This is a genomic window from Geodermatophilus sp. SYSU D00867 (assembly GCF_054050315.1).
On the sequence record NZ_JBJGZC010000025.1, the window covers coordinates 1 to 18,711 of the forward strand.

Here is an 18,711-nt window from a genome sequence, read left to right on the forward strand (position 1 = left end):
GTCGTGGCGACTCGTCGTCGCCACGACGCCCGGAGTGGGGTCTGGCTGGGTCAGCTGGCCCCGCCGGCGGCGTTGGCGCCCTCGAGGCCGGTCAGCACCTTGTCGAAGAGGTCCTTGAGCTCGGGGCCGAGCAGGACCAGGGTCGCGATGATCGCGACGGCGATCAGGCCGACGAGCAGGCCGTACTCGACGGCGGTGGCCCCCTTCTCCTCCCGCTCGACGCGGTCCTTGGCGAGGGAGACGAGGGTGACGAGGGTGGCGAGCGGGTTCAGCACGGTTCTCTCCTGTGGGGGTGGGCCGCCGGTCCGGATCGGTCGACCCGGCCAGCCACGGCGCTGGGGACACCGTCGGGCAGGAGGTGCGGAGACTTGAGGGTCCTTCACCCCGTCCACGGACAGGGTTCATCCTCCCGGTGCGCTCCGCAGCCGGGCGGTCACTGTGAGTGTTCGGGCTTCGTCAGGGAACGAGCGGGGCCAGGACCACCAGTCCGGTGCCCAGCAGCAGCGCCGGGCCGAAGGGCAGCTCCGTGCGCAGTCCCACGCGACGGACCGCCATCAGCACCAGGGCCAGCACCGCCTGGACGGCGAACCCGGCGAACAGGCCGAGCACGACGTGCGGCCAGCCCAGCCAGCCGAGGTACAGGCCGAGGACGGCACCCAGCTTCACGTCCCCCATCCCCATGCCGCGCGGTGAGGCCAGCGCCATGGCCAGCAGCACGCCGAACACCGCCGCGGCCGCGAGCACCGCGCGCAGCAGCACCGGCCACTCCCCCGCGACCGCCGCGGCGCCGGCGAGCAGGACGCCGCCCGCGACCAGGGTGGGCAGCACGACCCGGTTGGGCAGCAGCGAGTGCCGCCGGTCGATCGCGGCCAGCAGCACCCCGACGACGGCCAGCAGGAGGTAGGCGGGCAGCTCGGCGGAGACGCCGAACCGCCACGCGGTCAGCGCACACAGCGCGGCGGTCAGGAGGACCAGGGCCGGCCGCGCCGCCGGCCGCTCCTCCACGTGCCGGTCCCGGGACGGGATCGCCGGTGCGCCCGCGGGCACCCGGGTGTTCCGGCTCCGGGTCCGCCGCCCGGCGGCCGGCCACGGGAAGCTCGCCGCAGCCCGGTCGACCGCCACGCCCGCGGCCAGACCGAGGAGCGCGACGACCCCGGTGGCGGCAGCGGTGGCGGACACGGCGGTCACGATGGCACGACGCGACGTGCAGGCCGGTGAGCGAAATGCGCCCCCTTCGGGTGAGATCCCGGGCCCCGTCACGGTGGCAGGATCTCGGCGGCCGGCGAACGGGTCGGCCCGGGACCGCACGAGGAGGACGCATGGAGCCCGGGACGCCGTGCGCCCTCCGCCTGCCCGACGGGCGCGAGCTCGCCTGGTCCGAGTGGGGGCCGGCGGACGGGCGGCCGGTGCTGTTCTGCCCGGGGGGCGGGATGAGCGGCGTCCTCGGCTTCGGTACCGGTGAACTGTCCGGCCTGGGCCTGCGGCTGCTCGCGCTCGACCGCCCCGGCCTGGGGCGGTCCTCCCCGGACCCCGCGAAGACGTACGCGTCCTGGGCGGACGACGTCGGGCACCTGGTCGCCGCGCTGGGCCTGGAGCGCGTCCTCGGGGTCGGCTTCTCGCAGGGCGCCCCGTTCGCCGTCGCGCTGGCAGGCGCCGGCCTGCTGGACGCGCTCGCGCTCGTGGCCGGGCAGGACGACCTGCGCGCGCAGCGACGCCTGCTGGTGCCCGAGGTGGCGGGCATGCTCGACGCCGCCGACGCCGACCCGGCCGGCTTCGAGCGGGAGATCGCCCGGGTCGCGACGGCGGACTGGCTGTGGGACGTCGTCCTCACCACCGCCGCACCGGTCGACCGCGCCCGCTACGAGGGCACCGACCTGGGCGGCGCCGTCCGTGCCGCGCTCGACGACGGGTTCCGCCAGGGCGCCGCCGGTTACGCGCGCGACCTGGTGACCGCACTGGGGCACTGGCCGGTCCGCCCCGAGGACCTGACCGTGCCGCTGCACCTCTGGTACGGCGCGCACGACACCAGCACCGTCCACTCCCCCGACCTCGGCCGCGGCCTGGCCGCCCGGATCCCCCGCGCCCGGCACACCGTGCTCGACGACGAGGGCGGCGCGCTGCTGTGGACCCGCGCGCGGGACGTGCTCAGCGCGCTGGCTGCCTGACCACCGGCACGGTCCGGTCCGTGCACGTCGTCCCGGGACTGTCGCAGGCGCTCCGTGCTCGTCTGCGTGCCGCTCGCCGCCACCGGGACTGTTCCTCACGGACCGAGGCGACCGGATCGTCGTCACCGTCGGGCAGGCTGCGCGCGTGACCTTCGACGCGACGCTCGTGCGGTGGCCCGGTGCCGGCGGCTGGGTGTTCGCGCCCGTGCCGCCGGAGCACGCGCCGGAGACCGCTGGTCCCTTCGGCCGGGTTCCGGTGACCGCGACCGTCGACGGGCGCACGTGGTCGACCAGCGTCTGGCGCGACCGCGCGGCGGGCTGGCTGCTCCCCGTGCCCGCGCGGATCCGGCGGGGCAAGGACGACGGCGACGTCGTCACGGTCGACGTCGAGGTGGATCCCGTCCGGTTGTGAGAACCTGTCGCTGACCTGCGGGAACTGTCGTACCCCGGCCGTAGCCTGCGGGATGTGGAGGAGGTCGCCGAGTACGTCTCGCCGGTGGAGCGCGCGCTCGCCGGCTGGCTGCTGGAGCGGCCGGTGTCGATCGCTCGGCTGCCGGTGGCGCTGCTGTCGCGGGAGCAGAAGGCCGCCGAGCTGCAGCGGGTGGCCGCGCTCAAGGCGATGACCGCCGCCTACGAGGCGGAGCTGGTCCTGGGCCTGGCCGACGACTCCCCGGCCGATCCCGATCCCGCGCCGGGCACCCCGGGTGCCCGCCGGGGGTCGTGGGCGCCGGATGCCGAGCTGCCCGGGGTGTCGGAGTTCTTCACCGCCGAGCTGGCACTGGTGCTCAACGTCGGCCGGGGCACCGCCTCCCACCTGGCCCACCGGGCGTGGACGTACCGCTCCCACCTGCCCGGCACCTGGGCGGCGCTGGCCGCCGGCGCGCTGGACGAGGCCCGTGCCAAGGCGCTGGTCGACGTGCTGGAGCACACGAGCGCGGCGACCGCGCGGACGCTCGAGGCCCGGCTGCTGCCGGAGGCCATGTCCCTGACGGTGCGCACGCTCAAGGACCGCGCGCTGGCGCTGCTGCTCGCGGCCGACGCCGAGGCCATCGACGGCCGCCGGAGGCAGGCCGAGCGGCACGCCGACGTGCGGCTGTACGACTGCCCGTTCGACGGCATGGCCACCCTCGCCGCCGACCTCCCGGCAGATGTCGCCGCCGCCAGTCATGCGCTGGTGGATGAGCTGGCGCGGATGCTGAAGGCCGACGGGGACCAGCGGCCGATCGGGCAGCTGCGCACCCTGGTCCTCGCCGACCTGCTGCAACGCCCCTGGGAGACCGACCGCCCGCCGGTGAGCGCCCACCTGCAGGTCATCGCCACCCTCGCCGCGCTGACCGGCCGCAGCAGCGAGGCCGGGGCGGTGAACGGGCTGCCGATCACCGCCGCCCACCTGCGTGAGCTCCTGCAGCAACTGGAGGCGCTCGGCGTCCGGGCACCGGAGGGCGGCTCGGTGACCCTGGCGCTGGTCGACGACGACGGCACGCTGCGGGCGACGACCACGCTGCACCGGTTGCGCCGGCTGGCCCGCACCGGCTGCCCCGACCACCCGGACACCGACTGCGACTGTGCGCTGCTGGACCGCCCGGACGCGACGGACGCCTACGCGCCGTCGGCCCAGCAGCAGGCGTTCGTGCACACCCGCGACCGCACCTGCCGCTTCCCCACCTGCGGCCAGCGCGTCGGCTGGGCCGACACCGACCACGTCGTCCCCCACGCCACCGGCGGCGCCACCGACTGCGCCAACCTGTGCTGCCTGTGCCGCAGCCACCACCGCCTGAAGACCTTCGCGCAGGGCTGGCGGTTCGAGATGACCGCCGACGGGGTGCTGACGGTGACGACACCGTCAGGAGTCACGCGGACGACCCGGCCACCGGGCCTGCACCCGCCACCGCCCGGACCCGGATCACCGCCCGACACCGGCCCACCGTCACCGGCCGACCCGGACGACGAGCCACCACCGTTCTGACCGAGCCGGCGGGCGTCGGCTCGTGCACCTACGCCGAGCCGACGCCCGTCCCCACCGCACCGCGGCGCCGCAGCCGCCGACTGCCTGCCGAGGTGCCCGGCTGCCCTGTCGCGTGCCCACGTCAGCGGCCGTACCGGACGTGCAGCAGGCCGTCGTCGGTCTCGGTCAGCCGCCCACCCGCCGCGGCCATCGCCTCCGCCGCCTTCGCCAGCCGCTCGTAGGCGGCCGCCGCATCGGGCAGCGTCGCAGCGCGGTCGGCCGCGTGCCGGAAGGTCAGCGACTCGACCGTCCGGACGAGGACACCGCCGGCCACGGCGTGCACCCGCAGGGCGCTGCCCTCGGCGACCAGGTCACGGCCGGGACCGACCCGGGCCGCGACGACCGCCCACCTCCGGGAGCCGAACTCCGCCGCCGGCACCTGGCGGGTGAGCTCGGCGAGCACCTCGGACGGCAGGTCCGGCCCGCCCACCTGCACCGCTCCTGCCCCGCTGTGGGCCACGACGGGGCTGCCGGGGACGGCGGCGAGGGACAGCACCTCGTCGCCGGGGACGGGCGGCTCGTCGACCACCCGGACCCGCCAGCGCAGGGCGGGGGCGACGCCGGGCGCCGGCGGCGGCACCGGCGCCGGGGACGAGTGGGCGCGCTGCCGCCGGGACGGGCGGCTCGCGAGCAGGTGGCCGTCGCGCATGGGCTCGGTCAGCGTCCAGCCGGCGACGTGCGCGGCGCGGAGCTCGGCGGCCAGTGCGCGGACCCGGGCGGCGGCGTCGGCCAGGGAGACGACGTCGTCGAGGTCCCAGCGGTGCTCGGTCTCGTGGCGCGAGCCCGGCCAGGGCGACGCCGGGCGGGAGAGCTGCGTGGTCATGTCGGTCCTCGCGCGGACGGGACGACCCGCAGCGGGGAGCCGGCGGGGACCGCCGGGCCGGCGCCACGGGGACGGACCGTCTCGCGGGTCGGGGCCGGCGGGTGTCCCCGGGCGGGGTCCGGCGCCGACCGGCCGATCATGGCACGACCACGGTCACTCCCCCAGGGCGAAGGTCGCCTCGACGACGGCGCGGACGACGACGTCCTGCGGGTCCAGCTCCAGCGCGGGACCGCCGCCGCGGGCCGTGACCGCCATGGTCTCGGGAGCGCCGGGCACCGCGGAGGACAGCCCGGGGTCGGCCAGCTCCAGAAGCGGCCCGAGCGGGCGGCCGACCGCGTCGGCGAGGTCGGTGGCGGCCTCGCGGGCGGCGGCGACGGCGGCCCTGCGGACGGCGCGGCGCGCGGTGGCCGGGTCGTCGAGGTCCCAGGAGACGCCGCCGATCCCGGCACCCGCCGCGGCCACGACCTCGGCCAGCTCCGGGACGGCCCCGGCGTCGGCCTGCACGGTACCGGCCACGGTCGCCTCCCAGCCGGCCGGCTCGGCGGTGCCGGTGTCCCAGACGAACCGCTCGTGCACCGACACGCGTGACAGGACCACGGCCCGCACCCCGGCGACCCCGGCGAGCGCCGCGCGCAGGCCGGCGGCGACCTCCGACGCCAGCGCCAGCGCCGCGGCCCGGCCGTCCGGGGAGACCTCGCGGACGTGCACGGCGAGCGTCGCGCAGTCGGGCGCGTGGTCGGCGGAGGCCTCCCCGCGCACCCGGACGACGGCCGGCGGCAGCGTCACGCGCGCCGTCAGCCCACCGCGGGCGCGGGTCGCGCGGTGAGCTCCGCGACCACCGACTCGTAGCAGCCGTGGAGCAGGTCCAGCCGCTCGACGAGGCGGTCGACCCAGGCCGCGGACGTGCTCACCGGCACCGGCTCGAACATCAGCGACCAGAACAGCCGGTCCACGTGCGCGGTGCGCACGAACCGCCGCTCGTCCACCGACAACGTCGACCCGACGGCCGCGGCGAACCGCCGGGCCGCCTCCCTCCGCAGCCGCGCCGCCGCCGCGGGGACGGCCAGACCGATCGCCCGGCCCAGCAGCGGGACCAGGCGCGGCCGGTCGGCGTCGGAGAGCACGTCGTTGGCGTGCCGCAGGACGGCGGCGAGCTCGGCGTCGACGCACGCCGGGGCGTCGCTGAACGGCTCACCGGCCAGCAGGGCCGTGTACTCGAGGAAGCACGCGCCGCGCGCGGGCGTGCGGTGCCGTCCCCGGCTCAGCACGGGCAGGAAGTCAGGGCTCCGCGTCATGGTCACCGCCCCCTCCGGGCCGCCTCCGGCCCTCGGCGCGACGAGCGTAGGTCGGCGGGGCGGGTCCGCGCAGTCCCGCGGCCACGGCGAGACCACGCCGCGACCACCCGGCCACGACGAGCCCGCGGCGGGAGCCCTCGACGGCGCCGGCCGACGTCGGCCACGGTGGGCCGACGCCGACCCGAGGAGCCCAGCGCGATGACCCAGCTGTCCACCGCGATCGAGATCGACGCTCCGCCCGAGCGGGTGTGGGCCGAGCTCACCGACCTGGGCGCCTATCCCGAGTGGAACCCGTTCATCGTCCGGGCCGAGGGCGACGTCGTCCCCGGCGCCCGGCTGTCGCTGCGGATGCAGCCGGTGGGCGGACGGGCGATGGGCTTCCGCCCGCGCCTGCTCGAGGTCGACCCGGCCCGCGAGCTGCGGTGGCTCGGCAGGCTCGGCGTGCCGGGCCTGTTCGACGGCGAGCACGTCTTCCGCCTCGAGCCCGTGGGGCCGGGCACCCGGCTGGTCCAGGAGGAGACCTTCCGCGGTGTGCTCGTCCCGCTGCTGGCGCGGTCGCTGCGGCGGGGCACGCTGCCCGCCTTCGAGGCCATGAACCGGGCGCTCAAGGAGCGCGCGGAGCGGACCCTGTGATCCGCCCTCCGGGGCACGGGAGCGGTCGGCGGCGTCCGGCGATGACCGTCCTGGGCAGGCTGGGTGCCCTGGCCGCGGACCTCGCGCCCGGGCTGCGCCCCACCGCCGGCACGTACACCGTCGAGCGGGACCTGCCCGTGTCGATGCCCGACGGGCGCGACGTCGTCGACGGGATCCCCGGCTCGACCCGCGCACCGTCCCGGCCGACGACGTCGCGGTCGCGGTCGCCGACGACGGCACCCTCGCCGTCGACGTCGCGCTGTCCCCACCGCCTGCCGGTTCCGGGGCGGGCACCGGGTGCGGGTGCAGGTCACCGGTCCTGCCCTGACCGTCAGGGGACGACGTCGGGCACGAACCGCTGGCTGTCCAGCGGCGGGCGCACGTAGTCCTCGTCGACCGGCGGCCGCGGCGGCAGCTCCGGCGGCTCGGGGGTGAGGTCCTCGTAGGGCACCTGGGTGAGCAGGTGCGAGATCACGTTGAGGCGGGCGCGCTTCTTGACGTCGGCCTCGACCACCCACCACGGCGCCTCGGGGATGTCGGTCGCGGCGAACATCGCGTCCTTGGCCTTGGAGAACTCGACCCAGCGGTTGCGCGCCTCGAGGTCCATCGGGCTGAGCTTCCAGCGCTTGGTCGGGTCGTGCAGCCGCGCCTGGAAGCGCTTCTCCTGCTCGGTGTCGCTGACGGAGAACCAGTACTTGAGCACGGTGATCCCGCTGCGGACGAGCATCCGCTCGAACTCGGGGCAGGAGCGGAGGAACTCCTCGTACTCCTCGTCGGTGCAGAAGCCCATGACCCGCTCGACGCCGGCGCGGTTGTACCAGGACCGGTCGAACAGGACCATCTCGCCGCGGGTGGGCAGGTGCTCCACGTAGCGCTGGAAGTACCACTGCCCGCGCTCGCGCTCGGTCGGTGCCGGCAGCGCCACCACCCGGGTGGCCCGCGGGTTGACCGACTCGGTGATCCGCTGGATCGCGCCGCCCTTGCCGGCCGCGTCACGGCCCTCGAACAGGACGACGACGCGCAGCCCCCGCGCGCGGACGAACTCCTGCTGCTTGACCAGCTCCACCTGGAGGCGGGCCATCTCCTCCTCGTAGTACGCGGTGGGGACCTTGCCGGTGGACCTGGGTGCCTCCTCGACGGAGGGGCCGGACCGCTTCTTGGACGCCATGCCGCACCATCCACCCGCCCCGCCGGGCGGGGCAAGGGACGGGAGGACGCCGGGGTGCCCGACCGGCGCGGTCAGGTGCCGCAGAACGTGACGAACGGTCCCCCGGGGCCGGGGGCGGCGTAGCGCTCCAGCCCGGGCCGCTCGTCGAACGGCCGGCGGACCACCTCGACCAGTCGCTCGACCGGGCCCGTGTCGCCGGCGGTGGCCGCGGCCAGCGCCTCCTCGACGAGGTGGTTGCGCGGCACGTAGACGGGGTTGACCCGGTCCATGGCGTCCGCGTCCGGAACCAGCGCGCGCCAGCGCTCCAGCCAGGCGTCGATCCCGGCGAGGTCGAGGACCAGCTCACGGACCGGCTCGGCGTCACCGCGCGCGGCCGCCGACAGCGCCCGCGCCGAGGAGGTCAGGTCGACCCGGTTCGCCTGCAGGAGCGCGAGCCAGTCGTCGACCAGGACCCGGGCGACCTCGTCGTCGAGCCCGGCGGGCAGGCCGAGCTTGGCCCGCCAGCCGGCCAGCAGCGCCGCCTCGTAGCGCGGGCGGAACCGGCCGAGCGCCTCGACGGCGAGCGCGACCGCCTGCTCCTGCTCGTCGGCGAACAGCGGCAGCAGCGCCTCGGCCAGCCGGGCGAGGTCCCACTCGGCGGCGAGCGGCTGGTTGCCGTAGCGGTAGCGCCCGCCCTCGTCGACCGAGCTGAACCACGTGTCGGGGTCGTAGCCCTCCATGAAGGCGCACGGCCCGTAGTCGATGGTCTCGCCGGACAGCGTCACGTTGTCGGTGTTCATCACGCCGTGCACGAAGCCGACGAGCATCCAGCGCGCCACCAGGTCCGCCTGCGCGGCGACGACCGCCTCGTAGAGCGCGAGGTACCGGTTGCCGGCGTCCGCCGAGGCCGGGTGGTGCCGGTCGATCGCCTCGTCGGCGAGCCGGCGCAGCAGGTCGTCGTCGCCGGTGGCGCGGGCGTACTGCGTGCTGCCGACCCGCAGGTGGCTGGCGGCCACCCGGGCGAGGACGGCGCCGGGCAGCAGGGTCTCCCGGCGCACCGGACGCCCGGTGGCGACGACGGCGAGCGAGCGGGTGGTGGGGATGCCGAGGGCGTGCATCGCCTCGCTGACGACGTACTCGCGCAGCATCGGCCCGACGGCGGCCAGCCCGTCGCCGCCGCGGGAGAACGGCGTGGCGCCCGAGCCCTTGAGGTGCAGGTCGACCGGCCGGCCGTCGGCGCCGGGGAGCTCGCCGAGCAGCAGCGCCCGCCCGTCCCCCAGCCGCGGGTTGTAGTAGCCGAACTGGTGGCCGGCGTAGGCCTGCGCCACCGGCCGCGCGCCCTCGGGCACGACGGTGCCGGTGAGCAGCCCGACGCCGGCGGGCCCGCGCAGCTCCTCCGGGTCCAGGCCGAGCTCCGCGGCCAGCGGCTCGTTGAGCACCAGCAGCCGAGGGGCGGGCGTCTCGACGGCCTGCCAGGGCACGGCCATCTCCGGCAGCGCGGTGGCGAAGCGGGTGCCGAGGACGACGGAGACGCCGGGGGTGACGGTCACCCCCTCGAATGTACGGACGACGCCGGACCCGGGTCGTCGTCTGCGACCCTGCCCGGGTGTCCGGGGAGGTCGAGCTGAGCCTGCAGGACCTCCGCGTGGTGGCCCGCTACGCGGCCGGGTGCGCGCGGGAGGTCCTGGCGCTGTTCGAGGCCGAGCGCCCCGGCGACGGGCGACCGCGGGCGGCGGTCGAGGCCGCGGACGCCTTCGCCGATGGGGCCGCCCGGACGGTGCTGCAGCGGACGACCGCCCTGGCGGCGCACCGGGCCGCGGCCGAGGCTCCGCCCGGGGCCGCGCGGGAGGCGGCGCGCGCGGCCGGTTCCGCGGCGGCCGCGGCGTACCTGCACCCGCTGGCGCGGGCGACGCAGGTGCGGCACGTCCTGGGGGCGGCGGCGTCCGCGGCACGGGCGGCGGAGCTGGCCGGCGGCGGCGACGAGGCGGTGGGAGCCGCGTGGATCGAGCGGGCGCGGCAGCGGGCGACGCCCGGCCTGGTCGCGGTGCTCCGGCGCTACCCGGCCGCTCCGACGGGCGGGAACCGGACGAGCCGGCTCGTGGCCGCGCTGGACGCCGCGCTGCGGGCGTGAGCCGGTCAGCGCAGCAGGCGGTCCTGCACGCGCCGCAGCACGGTCCGCGCCAGCCGGCCGGCGGGCGGGCGCGGGGCCTCGAGCCGCGACTCGACGGCGGCCAGCCGCGTCTCCAGGTCGGTGACCGTGGCCGGGGCGGCCGGCGGCGTCACCGCGAGCTCGGCGAGGCCCTCGGTCAGCCCGGACACCAGGCCGGCCACCTCGTCGGGCCGGAGCTTGACGGTGCCGACGCACGCGTCGTCGCGCCAGATGCTCAGGTTGACCAGGCCCTGCGCCGGGTGGGCGGAGACGCGGACCGCGCGGGTCCGGTCGCGTGCGTCCCACACCCAGCGGGCCCGTGCCGGCATCGCGGTGACCGTCATCCCGCCATGATCGCCACCGGAGCCCCCGTCGGCCAGCAGGAACGGGTCAGACGTCGGTGGGCACCCCCCGGTCGAGCCACCGGAACCGCCGGCGGACGTCCTCCGGCGCGGCGGCCAGGTCGCGCTCGGCCGCCTCCCGCCCCTGCCGGAAGTGGCTCCACCCCTCGTGGTGCACGGGGACGACGACCCGCGCCCCGGTCGCCCGGCACACGGCGGCGGCCTCCCGGCCGGTCATCGAGTACCGGACCGGCCCGGTGACGGGGAAGCGCACGCCGCCCAGGTGCAGCACCGCGACGTCGACCCGCAGCCGCTCGGCGACCCGCCGCAGCCCGGGGAAGGCCACGGTGTCCCCGGAGATCCACAGCACCCCGCCGTCCGCGCCGGCCTCCCGCACGGCGAACCCGACGACGTCGCCGACCAGCCGGCGGCTCAGCGGCGGCCCGTGCCGCGCCGGCGTGGCGGTGACCTCCAGCGGCGGGAGCCCCGGCGCCTCGAGGACCGTCGTCTGCCAGTCCCGCAGCCCGCGGGCGCCGTCCCCCAGCCGGCGGGCGCCGGACGCGGTGGTGACCACCACCGGCACCTCGGCGAGCAGGGCGCGGCCGGCGTCGTCGAGGTTGTCGGCGTGGTGGTCGTGGCTGAGCAGGACGGCGTCGACCGGCAGCACGTCGGCCGGTGCCAGCGCCGGTCCCGTCGTCTTGGTCGACCCGGTGCCCCAGCCGAAGGCGTAGGCGCGTCCCGGCGGGTCGAAGGTGGGGTCGGTGAGCAGCCGGCGCCCGGCGACCTCGACCAGCAGCGTCGGGCCGCCGACGTGCGTCAGCCGCACGTCACTGCGCGCCGGCGACCTGCGGACGCGGTCCCGTCGCGTGCGCCAGCGCCCAGTCGAGGACCTCGTCGGCGATCGCCTCCCAGCCCGGCGAGGCGGGCAGCAGGTGGGGGTAGCCGGGGTACTCGCGCACCTCGGTCACGGTGTCGCCGCGGTAGTGCGCCGCGTTCGACCGCTGGACGGCCGGCGGCATGATGTGGTCCTCGCCGCCGGAGACGAACAGCAGCGGCGGCCGGGCCTCGTTGCCGTAGTCGACGTGCGCGTCCTGCGGGCCGGGCATGAGGTTGGCCAGCACGGAGTTCCACAGGATCCGGCCCGACGCCGGGACGTGGTACCGCCGGTACAGCGCCCGCGACTCGTCCTCGGGGAACGTGTTGGTGAAGGCGTAGTGCCACTGCTCCTCGGTCAGCCCGACGGCGCGGTGCCGGTTGGCCGGGTTCCTGAGCACCGTCCAGGTGGAGCGCAGCTGCGACAGCGGCACCACCCGCACGCCCTCGGTCGGCGCGGAGTTGAGCACCACGCCGACCGCGCCGAGACCGCGGTCGAGCAGCAGCTGCACGAGCGTGCCGCCGGCGGAGTGGCCGATCAGGACCGGCGGCCGGTCCAGCCCGCGGACGAGCGCGGACAGGTGCTCGACGATCGCGGGCAGCGTGACCTCGGCGATCGGCGTCGGGTCGGCGTTGAGCGCCTCGACCTCGCCCTCGAAGCCGGGGTAGGTCGGGGTGAGCACGCGGAAGCCGCGCTGCTCGTAGTGTGCCTTCCAGTCCTCCCAGCTGCGCGGGGTCACCCAGAAGCCGTGGATCAGGACGATGGTGTCCGGTGCGGTGGTGCCGGGTGCCGGTGGCGTGGTCACGGTCGCTCCCCTCGGAGGTGGTGCCCGGTCGGCGCGAGCCTGGCAGCGGACCCGGCGGGCGAACGGTCCCTGCGTGCACGGCTGCGGTCCCTGCCTGCATCCGTGCGGGTTCCGGGAGGAGCCCGGCTCTGCCAGGCTCGGCGTCCACGGGAACGTCTGCTGCCCGAGGCCCAGGGACGGCGCGATGCTGCTCTTCGACACCACCCTGCTCCCCCGCGCCGACCGCGCCGAGGCCTTCCACGTCGCGATGCAGGAGGCGTCGGCGGCCTGCCGCGTGGAGCACCGTGAGGACCCCGCGGCGGTGCAGGCGCGGGTGCAGGCGTTCCCGTACGGGACGGCGGTGCTGCTGGCCACCGACGCGACCCGCTTCCGCATGGTCCGCACCCGGCGGCACGTCGCCCGGGACGACGCCCCGCTGGTCGCGCTGGCCTTCCAGCACCGCGGCCGCGGCGAGTTCGACCAGCTGGGCCACGAGCAGGTGGTCGAGGACGGGGACCTGATGCTGGTGGACATGAGCGCGCCCTACGGGTTCGCCTGCGTGACCGGCGGCGGGTCCCGCGCGCTGCTGGTCCCCCTCGACCGGCTCGGCCTGCCGGTCGACGTCGTCCGCCGGGCGGCGCCGCGGCTGCGGGCCAGCGCGCTGCACGGGCTGGTGCGCGCGCACCTGCAGCGGATCGCCGACGACGCCGCGGCGCTGTCGGCCGACCCGGGGGCGGCCGCGCTGGGGGCGGCCACGGTCGAGCTGGTCCGCGCGCTGGTCGTGTCCGCGGCCGGCGACGACCGGCTCGGGCCGCCGGTGCGGGAGGACACGCTGGTGACCCGGGTGCGGGCGTACGTCGCCCGGCACCTCACCGACCCCGGCCTCACCCCGGCCGCCGTGGCCCGGGCGCACGGCGTCTCGGTCCGGCAGCTCTACAAGGCCTTCGCCGCGGCGGGCGCCAGCCTCGAGCAGGAGGTCATCGCGCGGCGGCTGGAGGCCGCGCGGGCCCGGCTGGCCTCACCCGCCGGTCGGCAGCGGTCGATCGCCGCGACCGCCCGCGCCTGCGGCTTCGCCGACCCCAGCCACTTCGCCCGCCGGTTCCGCGAGGCCTTCGGGACGAGTCCGCGGGAGTGGCAGCGGGCGTCCGCTGCCGGCTGACCGCCGGCCGGCGTCGACCTCGGTGCGCGGGCCGCCACGGGCGAGGAACGACGCGACGCCGGGCGGGCGGTAGCGCTCGTCCTGCAGGTACCGGCGGACGGTGGTCGAGGCCAGGCTCTCGGTGCGCGGGTGGCCGACGCCGATCGGCCGGTGGTACCGCGGCAGCAGCCGGTAGAGGCCGGTGCGGGAGTCCCGCAGCTCGCCAAGCGGGTCGGGCACCGGGCGCGGGCGGTTGTCGTCCGGGGCCCCGCCGGGCGGGGGCGGCGCGAAGGCGTCGCGGTGGAACGCCAGGCCGCACTCGCGGGCCCGGTCGACCATCCACAGCAGCGCGACGTCGGACAGCGAGGTGTCGCGGTAGCCGCCGCCGACGCCGCAGTGCACGCCGGAGAACCAGACCTGCTCCAGCCGCTGGCCCTCCGGGCGGGCGTCGCCGCGGTGCGGCTCCCACAGCGTGGGCCGGAAGGCGCGACGGGTCTCGTCCACGGCCAGCGCCTGGAAGGCGTTGCGCACCTTCGAGCTCAGCGTCGTGTCGTGGAACGCCCACCGCCGGTTGACGAAGCCCAGGCCGCGCACCGGCAGCCCGAGCGCGCCCACGGTGTCCCAGACGCCGATGAAGTGGACGTCGGGCTCGTAGGAGTAGGACCGCCGGAACAGCTCGGCCTCGGTGCCGCGGGGATGGGCCTCCCGGCACCGGTAGAGCTCGTAGGCCTCGTCGAGCCGGCCGGCGTGGCGGCGCTCCAGCACGCCGGCGGTGCGGACGAAGCCGGCGGTGCTGCGGGCGGTGAACGCGCCGCGGCTGAACCCGAAGAACCACAGCTCGTCACCGGGCTCGTAGTTGTCGACGATCGTCCGGTAGGCGTCCTTGACGGCGCGGGACAGGCCGACGCCGAACGCGCCGCCGCGGTACCGCTCACCGCGTGCGGTGCCGACCCCGCGCAGGTAGAAGACGCACTGCCGCAGCCCGTCGGCGCCGGCCGGGGCGACCTCCAGGGCGAGCTTGGTGACGTTCGTCGGGCACGGCCGGCCCTCGGCCACCTGGTCGGGGGTGTTCCAGGTGCCGTCGCAGCACACGACCAGTCGCTTCGGCATCGTGCCTCCCGCGTCGCTCCCCGCCACGGTGCTCCCCCGCCGCCCGGCCGACAAGGCCCCGCCGTGCCGCCGTGCCGCCGCCCCGCCGTGCCGCCGCCCCGCCGCGCCGCCGCGCCGCCGCGCCGCCGCGCCGGGCCCTCGCTTTGCCGACCCGCCGGGACGCGGGCAGGCTCGCCGCACACGGGGCCCGCGACGAGGGGACGCCCATGAGCACTCGGGACCAGCGCTCCGTCTGGCGGCGCCTGCCGGTCGAGCAGATGGACGACGTCGAGGAACGGAACGCCGGCGGCGCGCTCGCCAAGAGCCTGGGGCTGTGGCAGCTGACCGCGATCGGGGTCGGCGGCATCATCGGCGTCGGGATCTTCTCCCTCGCGGGGCTCGTGGCCGCCGGCGACGCGGACAACGAGCCCGTCGGGCCGGCCGTGCTCATCGCCTTCCTGATCGCGGGCCTGGCGTCGGCGGCGGCGGCGCTGTCCTACGCCGAGTTCGCCGGCATGATCCCGCGGGCCGGCTCCGCCTACACCTACGGCTACGTGGCCCTCGGCGAGCTCATCGGCTGGTTCATCGGCTGGGACCTGCTCCTGGAGTACATCGCCATCGTCGCCGTCGTGGCCATCGGCATCTCCGGCTACCTCGGCGAGCTGCTCGACAACCTCGGGCTCACCCTGCCGACGTCGCTCACCGCGTCCGCCGAGGAGGGCGGCGTCGTCAACGTCCCCGCCGTCGTGATCTGCCTGCTCGTCACGTTCATCCTCAGCCGCGGCACGAAGACCTTCGGCCGGTTCGAGTTGATCGCCGTGGGGATCAAGATCCTGCTGATCCTCGGCATCATCGGGCTGGGCGTCTTCTACGTCCAGGCGGGGAACTACGACCCCTTCCTGCCGTCCGGCTTCGGCCCGGTGCTCACCGGCGCGGCCACCGTCTTCTTCGCGGTCTTCGGCTACGACGCCATGAGCACCGCCGCCGAGGAGGCCCGCGACGGCAAGGAGCACATGCCGAAGGCGATCATCCTGTCGCTGGTCGTCGCGATGCTGCTCTACGTCGCCGCGACGCTGGTGCTCACCGGGATGCAGGACTACCGGGACATCGACCCGACCGCCGGCTTCGCCTCGGCCTTCGAGAGCGTGGGCCTGCCGGTGGTCGCCGGCGTCATCTCCGTCTTCGCCGTGCTGTCGATCCTGACCGTGATGCTGACCTTCCTGCTCGGCGTCACCCGCGTCTGGTTCTCCATGAGCCGCGACGGGCTGCTGCCCCCGTGGTTCGCGAAGGTGGACCGGACCGGCACGCCGCAGCGGGTGACCTGGATCGCCGGCGTCGGGTCTGCCGTGCTCGCCGGCGTCTTCCCGATTCGCGCCGTCGCCGACCTGACGAACATCGGCATCCTGTCGGCGTTCATCGTGGTCTGCGTCGCGGTCATCCTGTTCCGCTACACCCGGCCGGACACCCCGCGGCCGTTCCGGTTGCCGCTCATGCCCGTCGTCCCGGCCTTCGGGGTGCTCGCGTCGCTGTTCCTCATCTGGCAGCTGCCGTGGGAGACGTGGGCCCGCTTCGGGGTCTGGCTGCTCATCGGGCTGGTCATCTACTTCGCCTACGGGCGCAAGCACTCGCTCCTGAACCCGGACAGCCCGAGCCACCGCCGGCCGGTCGACGGCTGAGCGGCGCCGCGGCCGTCAGGGGCGGAGGGCCTGGCTCCCGCGGTAGGAGAGGTCGCGGACGGCGCGGAACAGCGCGACCGGCTGGAGGTCGTCGGCCCCGAGCGTCGGCCGGAAGCGCAGCGCCTCGGACTCCGCGTCCGGCAGGGCGGCGCCGAGGTTCAGCCGTCCCCACCGCCTCCAGCCGCCGGCGAGCGGTGCCGCCAGCAGGTCCCAGCCGGCGCCCGTGTCGCGCGCCCCGAGCACCACCAGGCGGCCGCTGCCGGTCCGGTACGGCAGGACCGAGGAGCACGTCCGGCCGAGGGGCTCCGGCAGGAACAGGTGGCGCAGGCCGGGCAGGCCCCCGGAGGTGTTGACCAGGACGTCCAGCGGTGCCCCGCCCCGGCCGAGCAGCGGGAGGCGGACCGCCAGGCCGACGACGTCGGGCAGCGGCTCCGGCAGCCCGACCCCGCGGGAGACGCGGACGACGACGTCGTACGTGCCCGCCTCGTCGAGGACCCGGGCACCCCAGGTGCCGCCGCCGTCGGTCACCACGGTCCCGGCGGACGCCCGTCCCCGGGGGTGGAACACGCGCGCGCCGCGCACCGCCGTCCCGAGGGCGAGCGCGGACGCGGTGACGGTGCGGGGCAGGGCGAGCAGGTCCACGCCGCCCGGCTACCCCGCGTGCCCCGGGTGGACGCCCGCGTCGCGGGAGGACCCCGGTCACGCCCGGCGGGGCTACCGTCACCCCGTGGGCGTCGTCCTCCGGGGCCTGCGCCAGGCGCTGGCCGCGGTGCTGCTCGCGGCGGCCGTGGCTCTGGCCGTCGCGGGGCTGTGGAGCCTGCTCGGGGACGGCAGCTTCCTGTCGCGGTTCGCGCTGGTCCTGCTCGTGCTGGCCGGCCTCATCGGGCTGACCAGCGGCGCGGTGTTCACCCGGGCCCACGAGTACGAGCACGGCCGGCGGCCCGACGTCGACGACCACGGCTCCCCCGGTGGGGTCCTGACCGGCGTGGGCGTCTTCCTGTTCGTGTCCCTGCCGCTGTTCGCCGCCGGCGCCGTGCTGCTCACCGTCGCCTGAGCACGGCGGACGAGGCCGAGGACACGGGTCCGTGCGACGCTCGGGCACGGCTGTCCTCGACGGCCGTCCCGGGACGACGACGCCCGCCCGGGTCCGACCCGGCGGTCGAGGAGGAGCCGGACGGCATGGACGGCGTGCGGCTGCTCGAGGTCGCGATGGAGTCCGCCGCTCGGCTCCCGGCGAACCACTCGTGACGCTGACGTGCGAGCCCGAGCCCAGCCGGGCGCTGCAGCAGCGGTACGAGGAGCTCGTCCCCGGCCACCCCGTGGACGAGCGGCACCGGCTGACCATCCGTGCCGGTGACGCGGTGACGCGGGACCTCGTCGAGGAGCTGGTGCGCAACTCGTACGAACTGGTCGTGGAGGGACTGCCCAGGGCCAGGCGCCCGGGCCCGTCACACGGCGAGCCGTGAGACGCCGGGACCAGGACGGGACGGGTCCCTCGTCCGCCGTACCCACCGTCGCCTGAGCGCGGCCTCCGTACGGAGGCGTTGGGCCCTGTCCCGCCCGCCGCGGGCGGGGCACCGTTGACCGGGCGGGGGACGACCGTGCGACCGACGACGCCCACCGGAGGCTGCCGTGCCGACGACGCGGAGGACGACCGGCTCCCTGCGAGCGGCGGTGCTGGTGACCGGCGTGGTCGCCCTGACCGTCACCACCGTCCCGCCCGCGGCGGCGTCCTGGCCGGAGGTGATCGTCCTGCCGGGCGCCACCTCGGCCGAGGGCATCGCGGCGGGTGCAGGGGACACGTTCTACGCGGGCGACCTGTTCGCCGGCGACGTCTTCCGCGGCGACCTCGAGGCGGGCACCGCCGAGCTGTTCATCGACGCACCGGAGGGCCGGTGGGCGGTCGGCATGGACGCCGACCTGCGGCACGGCCTGCTCTACGTCGCCGGCGGCGGCACCGGCCAGGCGTACGTGTACGACCTGCACTCCGGGGAGACGGTCGCGGAGTACCAGTTCGCGCCGCCGTCGCCGGCGCCCCCGGCGGCCTTCACCACGCTGGTCAACGACGTCGTCGTCACCCCGGCGGGCGCGTGGTTCACCGACAGCCGGCGTGCCGTGCTGTACCACGTGCCGATCGACGCCTCCGGGCGGCCGGGGCCGTTCCGCACGCTCCCGCTGCACGGGCCGGCGGCCGACACCGCCGGCGAGATCAACCTCAACGGCATCGACGCCGCGCGCCACGGCGGCACGCTGGTCGTCGCGCACTCGACCAACGGCGAGCTGTACACGGTGGACCCCGCCACGGGCGACAGCGCGGTCGTCGCCGGGGTGAGCGTGCCGTCCGTGGACGGCATCGAGCTGCACCGCGACTCGCTGTGGGCGGTGCAGAACACGAACCGGGTGAGCGAGGTCCGGCTGAGCCCGGACCTGGCGTCCGGGTCCGTCGTGGAGGTCGTCACCAGCGACCTCTTCCAGACCCCGGCGACCGCCATCCGGCACGAGGGACGGCTCGCCGTCGTCAACGCCAAGTTCGACACCGGCATCCCGCCGACCGCGTCGCAGTACGAGGTGGTGCTCGTCCACGACTGACCC

General features: G+C 76.5%; 21 protein-coding genes and 1 pseudogene. 10 read left to right on the top strand and 12 right to left on the bottom strand.

Translation table 11 applies throughout. The features are described from left to right. Positions 1–50: 50 nt before the first annotated feature. Both ACI8AK_RS19825 and ACI8AK_RS19830 read right to left on the bottom strand, forming a co-directional pair. Positions 51–275: a Flp family type IVb pilin gene (locus tag ACI8AK_RS19825; RefSeq protein ID WP_387989024.1), complete on the bottom strand. Its 225-nt coding sequence runs from the start codon at positions 273–275 to the stop codon at positions 51–53. 181 nt (positions 276–456) lie between these two features. Then, positions 457–1,179 (bottom strand): prepilin peptidase, encoded by a 723-nt coding sequence (locus ACI8AK_RS19830; protein ID WP_456957664.1) that lies wholly within the window; start codon positions 1,177–1,179, stop codon positions 457–459. Positions 1,180–1,319: 140 nt separating this feature from the next. On the opposite strand from ACI8AK_RS19830, the gene ACI8AK_RS19835 reads away from it, so the two are divergent. The 3 genes from ACI8AK_RS19835 (at position 1,320) to ACI8AK_RS19845 (ending at position 4,131) form a co-directional block, all read left to right on the top strand. Next, complete coding sequence (locus ACI8AK_RS19835) at positions 1,320–2,165, top strand: alpha/beta fold hydrolase (protein ID WP_456957665.1); 846 nt, start codon at positions 1,320–1,322, stop codon at positions 2,163–2,165. Between the two features lie 145 nt (positions 2,166–2,310). Further along, a complete protein-coding gene (locus tag ACI8AK_RS19840; RefSeq protein WP_387989018.1) occupies positions 2,311–2,577 on the top strand; it encodes a DUF1905 domain-containing protein in 267 nt (88 codons plus the stop codon). Between the two features lie 54 nt (positions 2,578–2,631). Then, positions 2,632–4,131 (top strand): DUF222 domain-containing protein, encoded by a 1,500-nt coding sequence (locus ACI8AK_RS19845; RefSeq protein WP_456957667.1) that lies wholly within the window; start codon positions 2,632–2,634, stop codon positions 4,129–4,131. Positions 4,132–4,252: 121 nt separating this feature from the next. Here the strand turns inward: ACI8AK_RS19845 and ACI8AK_RS19850 are convergent, their stop codons facing one another. The 3 genes from ACI8AK_RS19850 to ACI8AK_RS19860 all read right to left on the bottom strand — a co-directional run bounded on the left by ACI8AK_RS19850 (position 4,253) and on the right by ACI8AK_RS19860 (position 6,288). Next, entirely contained in the window at positions 4,253–4,993 is a 741-nt protein-coding gene (locus tag ACI8AK_RS19850; protein WP_456957669.1) for a hypothetical protein, read from the bottom strand. 153 nt (positions 4,994–5,146) lie between these two features. Next, positions 5,147–5,779 carry an SIMPL domain-containing protein gene (locus tag ACI8AK_RS19855; protein WP_387984716.1) on the bottom strand — a complete coding sequence of 211 codons (633 nt, stop codon included), beginning with the start codon at positions 5,777–5,779 and terminating at the stop codon, positions 5,147–5,149. A gap of 8 nt (positions 5,780–5,787) precedes the next feature. After that, positions 5,788–6,288, bottom strand: coding sequence for a hypothetical protein (locus ACI8AK_RS19860; protein ID WP_387984719.1), 501 nt, complete (start codon positions 6,286–6,288; stop codon positions 5,788–5,790). Positions 6,289–6,486: 198 nt separating this feature from the next. On the opposite strand from ACI8AK_RS19860, the gene ACI8AK_RS19865 reads away from it, so the two are divergent. Next, positions 6,487–6,921 (top strand): SRPBCC family protein, encoded by a 435-nt coding sequence (locus ACI8AK_RS19865; RefSeq protein WP_387984721.1) that lies wholly within the window; start codon positions 6,487–6,489, stop codon positions 6,919–6,921. Positions 6,922–7,252: 331 nt separating this feature from the next. On the opposite strand, the gene ppk2 is transcribed toward ACI8AK_RS19865, so the two are convergent. Together ppk2 and ACI8AK_RS19875 are read right to left on the bottom strand one after the other, a co-directional pair. Then, positions 7,253–8,089 (bottom strand): polyphosphate kinase 2, encoded by an 837-nt coding sequence (ppk2, locus tag ACI8AK_RS19870; protein WP_387984722.1) that lies wholly within the window; start codon positions 8,087–8,089, stop codon positions 7,253–7,255. A gap of 71 nt (positions 8,090–8,160) precedes the next feature. Then, complete coding sequence (locus ACI8AK_RS19875) at positions 8,161–9,618, bottom strand: protein adenylyltransferase SelO (RefSeq protein WP_456957671.1); 1,458 nt, start codon at positions 9,616–9,618, stop codon at positions 8,161–8,163. A gap of 56 nt (positions 9,619–9,674) precedes the next feature. Between ACI8AK_RS19875 and ACI8AK_RS19880 the strand changes: the two genes are divergently transcribed. Continuing rightward, positions 9,675–10,199 (top strand): putative immunity protein, encoded by a 525-nt coding sequence (locus ACI8AK_RS19880; RefSeq protein WP_456957672.1) that lies wholly within the window; start codon positions 9,675–9,677, stop codon positions 10,197–10,199. Between the two features lie 5 nt (positions 10,200–10,204). On the opposite strand, the gene ACI8AK_RS19885 is transcribed toward ACI8AK_RS19880, so the two are convergent. The 3 genes from ACI8AK_RS19885 to ACI8AK_RS19895 are packed head-to-tail and all read right to left on the bottom strand — an operon-like array spanning position 10,205 to position 12,237. Further along, positions 10,205–10,561 (bottom strand): hypothetical protein, encoded by a 357-nt coding sequence (locus ACI8AK_RS19885; RefSeq protein WP_387984728.1) that lies wholly within the window; start codon positions 10,559–10,561, stop codon positions 10,205–10,207. 46 nt (positions 10,562–10,607) lie between these two features. Next, on the bottom strand, positions 10,608–11,384 hold the full coding sequence (locus ACI8AK_RS19890; protein ID WP_456957674.1) for an MBL fold metallo-hydrolase: 777 nt from the start codon (positions 11,382–11,384) through the stop codon (positions 10,608–10,610). A 1-nt stretch (position 11,385) separates the two neighbouring features. Beyond that, complete coding sequence (locus tag ACI8AK_RS19895; protein WP_387984734.1) at positions 11,386–12,237, bottom strand: alpha/beta hydrolase; 852 nt, start codon at positions 12,235–12,237, stop codon at positions 11,386–11,388. Between the two features lie 247 nt (positions 12,238–12,484). Between ACI8AK_RS19895 and ACI8AK_RS19900 the strand changes: the two are divergent. Next, a pseudogene (locus ACI8AK_RS19900) lies at positions 12,485–13,306 on the top strand (AraC-like ligand-binding domain-containing protein); the annotation flags it as partial. Here ACI8AK_RS19900 and ACI8AK_RS19905 read toward each other — a convergent pair. Continuing rightward, the gene (locus ACI8AK_RS19905; protein ID WP_456957676.1) at positions 13,235–14,464 is read right to left on the bottom strand and encodes a DUF2235 domain-containing protein; all 1,230 of its coding nucleotides are present in this window, start codon (positions 14,462–14,464) and stop codon (positions 13,235–13,237) included. The pseudogene ACI8AK_RS19900 and the gene ACI8AK_RS19905 overlap by 72 nt on opposite strands. Before the next feature lie 206 nt (positions 14,465–14,670). Between ACI8AK_RS19905 and ACI8AK_RS19910 the strand changes: the two genes are divergently transcribed. After that, the gene (locus ACI8AK_RS19910) at positions 14,671–16,119 is read left to right on the top strand and encodes an amino acid permease (protein ID WP_387984739.1); all 1,449 of its coding nucleotides are present in this window, start codon (positions 14,671–14,673) and stop codon (positions 16,117–16,119) included. A gap of 15 nt (positions 16,120–16,134) precedes the next feature. Here the strand turns inward: ACI8AK_RS19910 and ACI8AK_RS19915 are convergent, their stop codons facing one another. Continuing rightward, the gene (locus ACI8AK_RS19915; RefSeq protein WP_456957678.1) at positions 16,135–16,761 is read right to left on the bottom strand and encodes a hypothetical protein; all 627 of its coding nucleotides are present in this window, start codon (positions 16,759–16,761) and stop codon (positions 16,135–16,137) included. Positions 16,762–16,846: 85 nt separating this feature from the next. Between ACI8AK_RS19915 and ACI8AK_RS19920 the strand changes: the two genes are divergently transcribed. The 3 genes from ACI8AK_RS19920 to ACI8AK_RS19930 all read left to right on the top strand — a co-directional run bounded on the left by ACI8AK_RS19920 (position 16,847) and on the right by ACI8AK_RS19930 (position 18,708). Continuing rightward, the gene (locus ACI8AK_RS19920; protein WP_456902708.1) at positions 16,847–17,173 is read left to right on the top strand and encodes a hypothetical protein; all 327 of its coding nucleotides are present in this window, start codon (positions 16,847–16,849) and stop codon (positions 17,171–17,173) included. A 190-nt stretch (positions 17,174–17,363) separates the two neighbouring features. Then, positions 17,364–17,585: an MmcQ/YjbR family DNA-binding protein gene (locus ACI8AK_RS19925; protein ID WP_456957680.1), complete on the top strand. Its 222-nt coding sequence runs from the start codon at positions 17,364–17,366 to the stop codon at positions 17,583–17,585. A 166-nt stretch (positions 17,586–17,751) separates the two neighbouring features. After that, a complete protein-coding gene (locus ACI8AK_RS19930) occupies positions 17,752–18,708 on the top strand; it encodes an SMP-30/gluconolactonase/LRE family protein (protein WP_387984746.1) in 957 nt (318 codons plus the stop codon). Positions 18,709–18,711: the final 3 nt, after the last annotated feature.

What these genes read in the sequence shown, in the direction of transcription:
- ppk2 (WP_387984722.1), bottom strand. Translation starts at nt 8,089, where the DNA reads ATGGCGTCCAAGAAGCGGTCCGGCCCCTCCGTCGAGGAGGCACCCAGG.
- ACI8AK_RS19835 (WP_456957665.1), top strand. Translation starts at nt 1,320, where the DNA reads ATGGAGCCCGGGACGCCGTGCGCCCTCCGCCTGCCCGACGGGCGCGAG.
- ACI8AK_RS19865 (WP_387984721.1), top strand. Translation starts at nt 6,487, where the DNA reads ATGACCCAGCTGTCCACCGCGATCGAGATCGACGCTCCGCCCGAGCGG.
- ACI8AK_RS19850 (WP_456957669.1), bottom strand. Translation starts at nt 4,993, where the DNA reads ATGACCACGCAGCTCTCCCGCCCGGCGTCGCCCTGGCCGGGCTCGCGC.
- ACI8AK_RS19910 (WP_387984739.1), top strand. Translation starts at nt 14,671, where the DNA reads ATGAGCACTCGGGACCAGCGCTCCGTCTGGCGGCGCCTGCCGGTCGAG.
- ACI8AK_RS19860 (WP_387984719.1), bottom strand. Translation starts at nt 6,288, where the DNA reads ATGACGCGGAGCCCTGACTTCCTGCCCGTGCTGAGCCGGGGACGGCAC.
- ACI8AK_RS19885 (WP_387984728.1), bottom strand. Translation starts at nt 10,561, where the DNA reads ATGACGGTCACCGCGATGCCGGCACGGGCCCGCTGGGTGTGGGACGCA.
- ACI8AK_RS19905 (WP_456957676.1), bottom strand. Translation starts at nt 14,464, where the DNA reads ATGCCGAAGCGACTGGTCGTGTGCTGCGACGGCACCTGGAACACCCCC.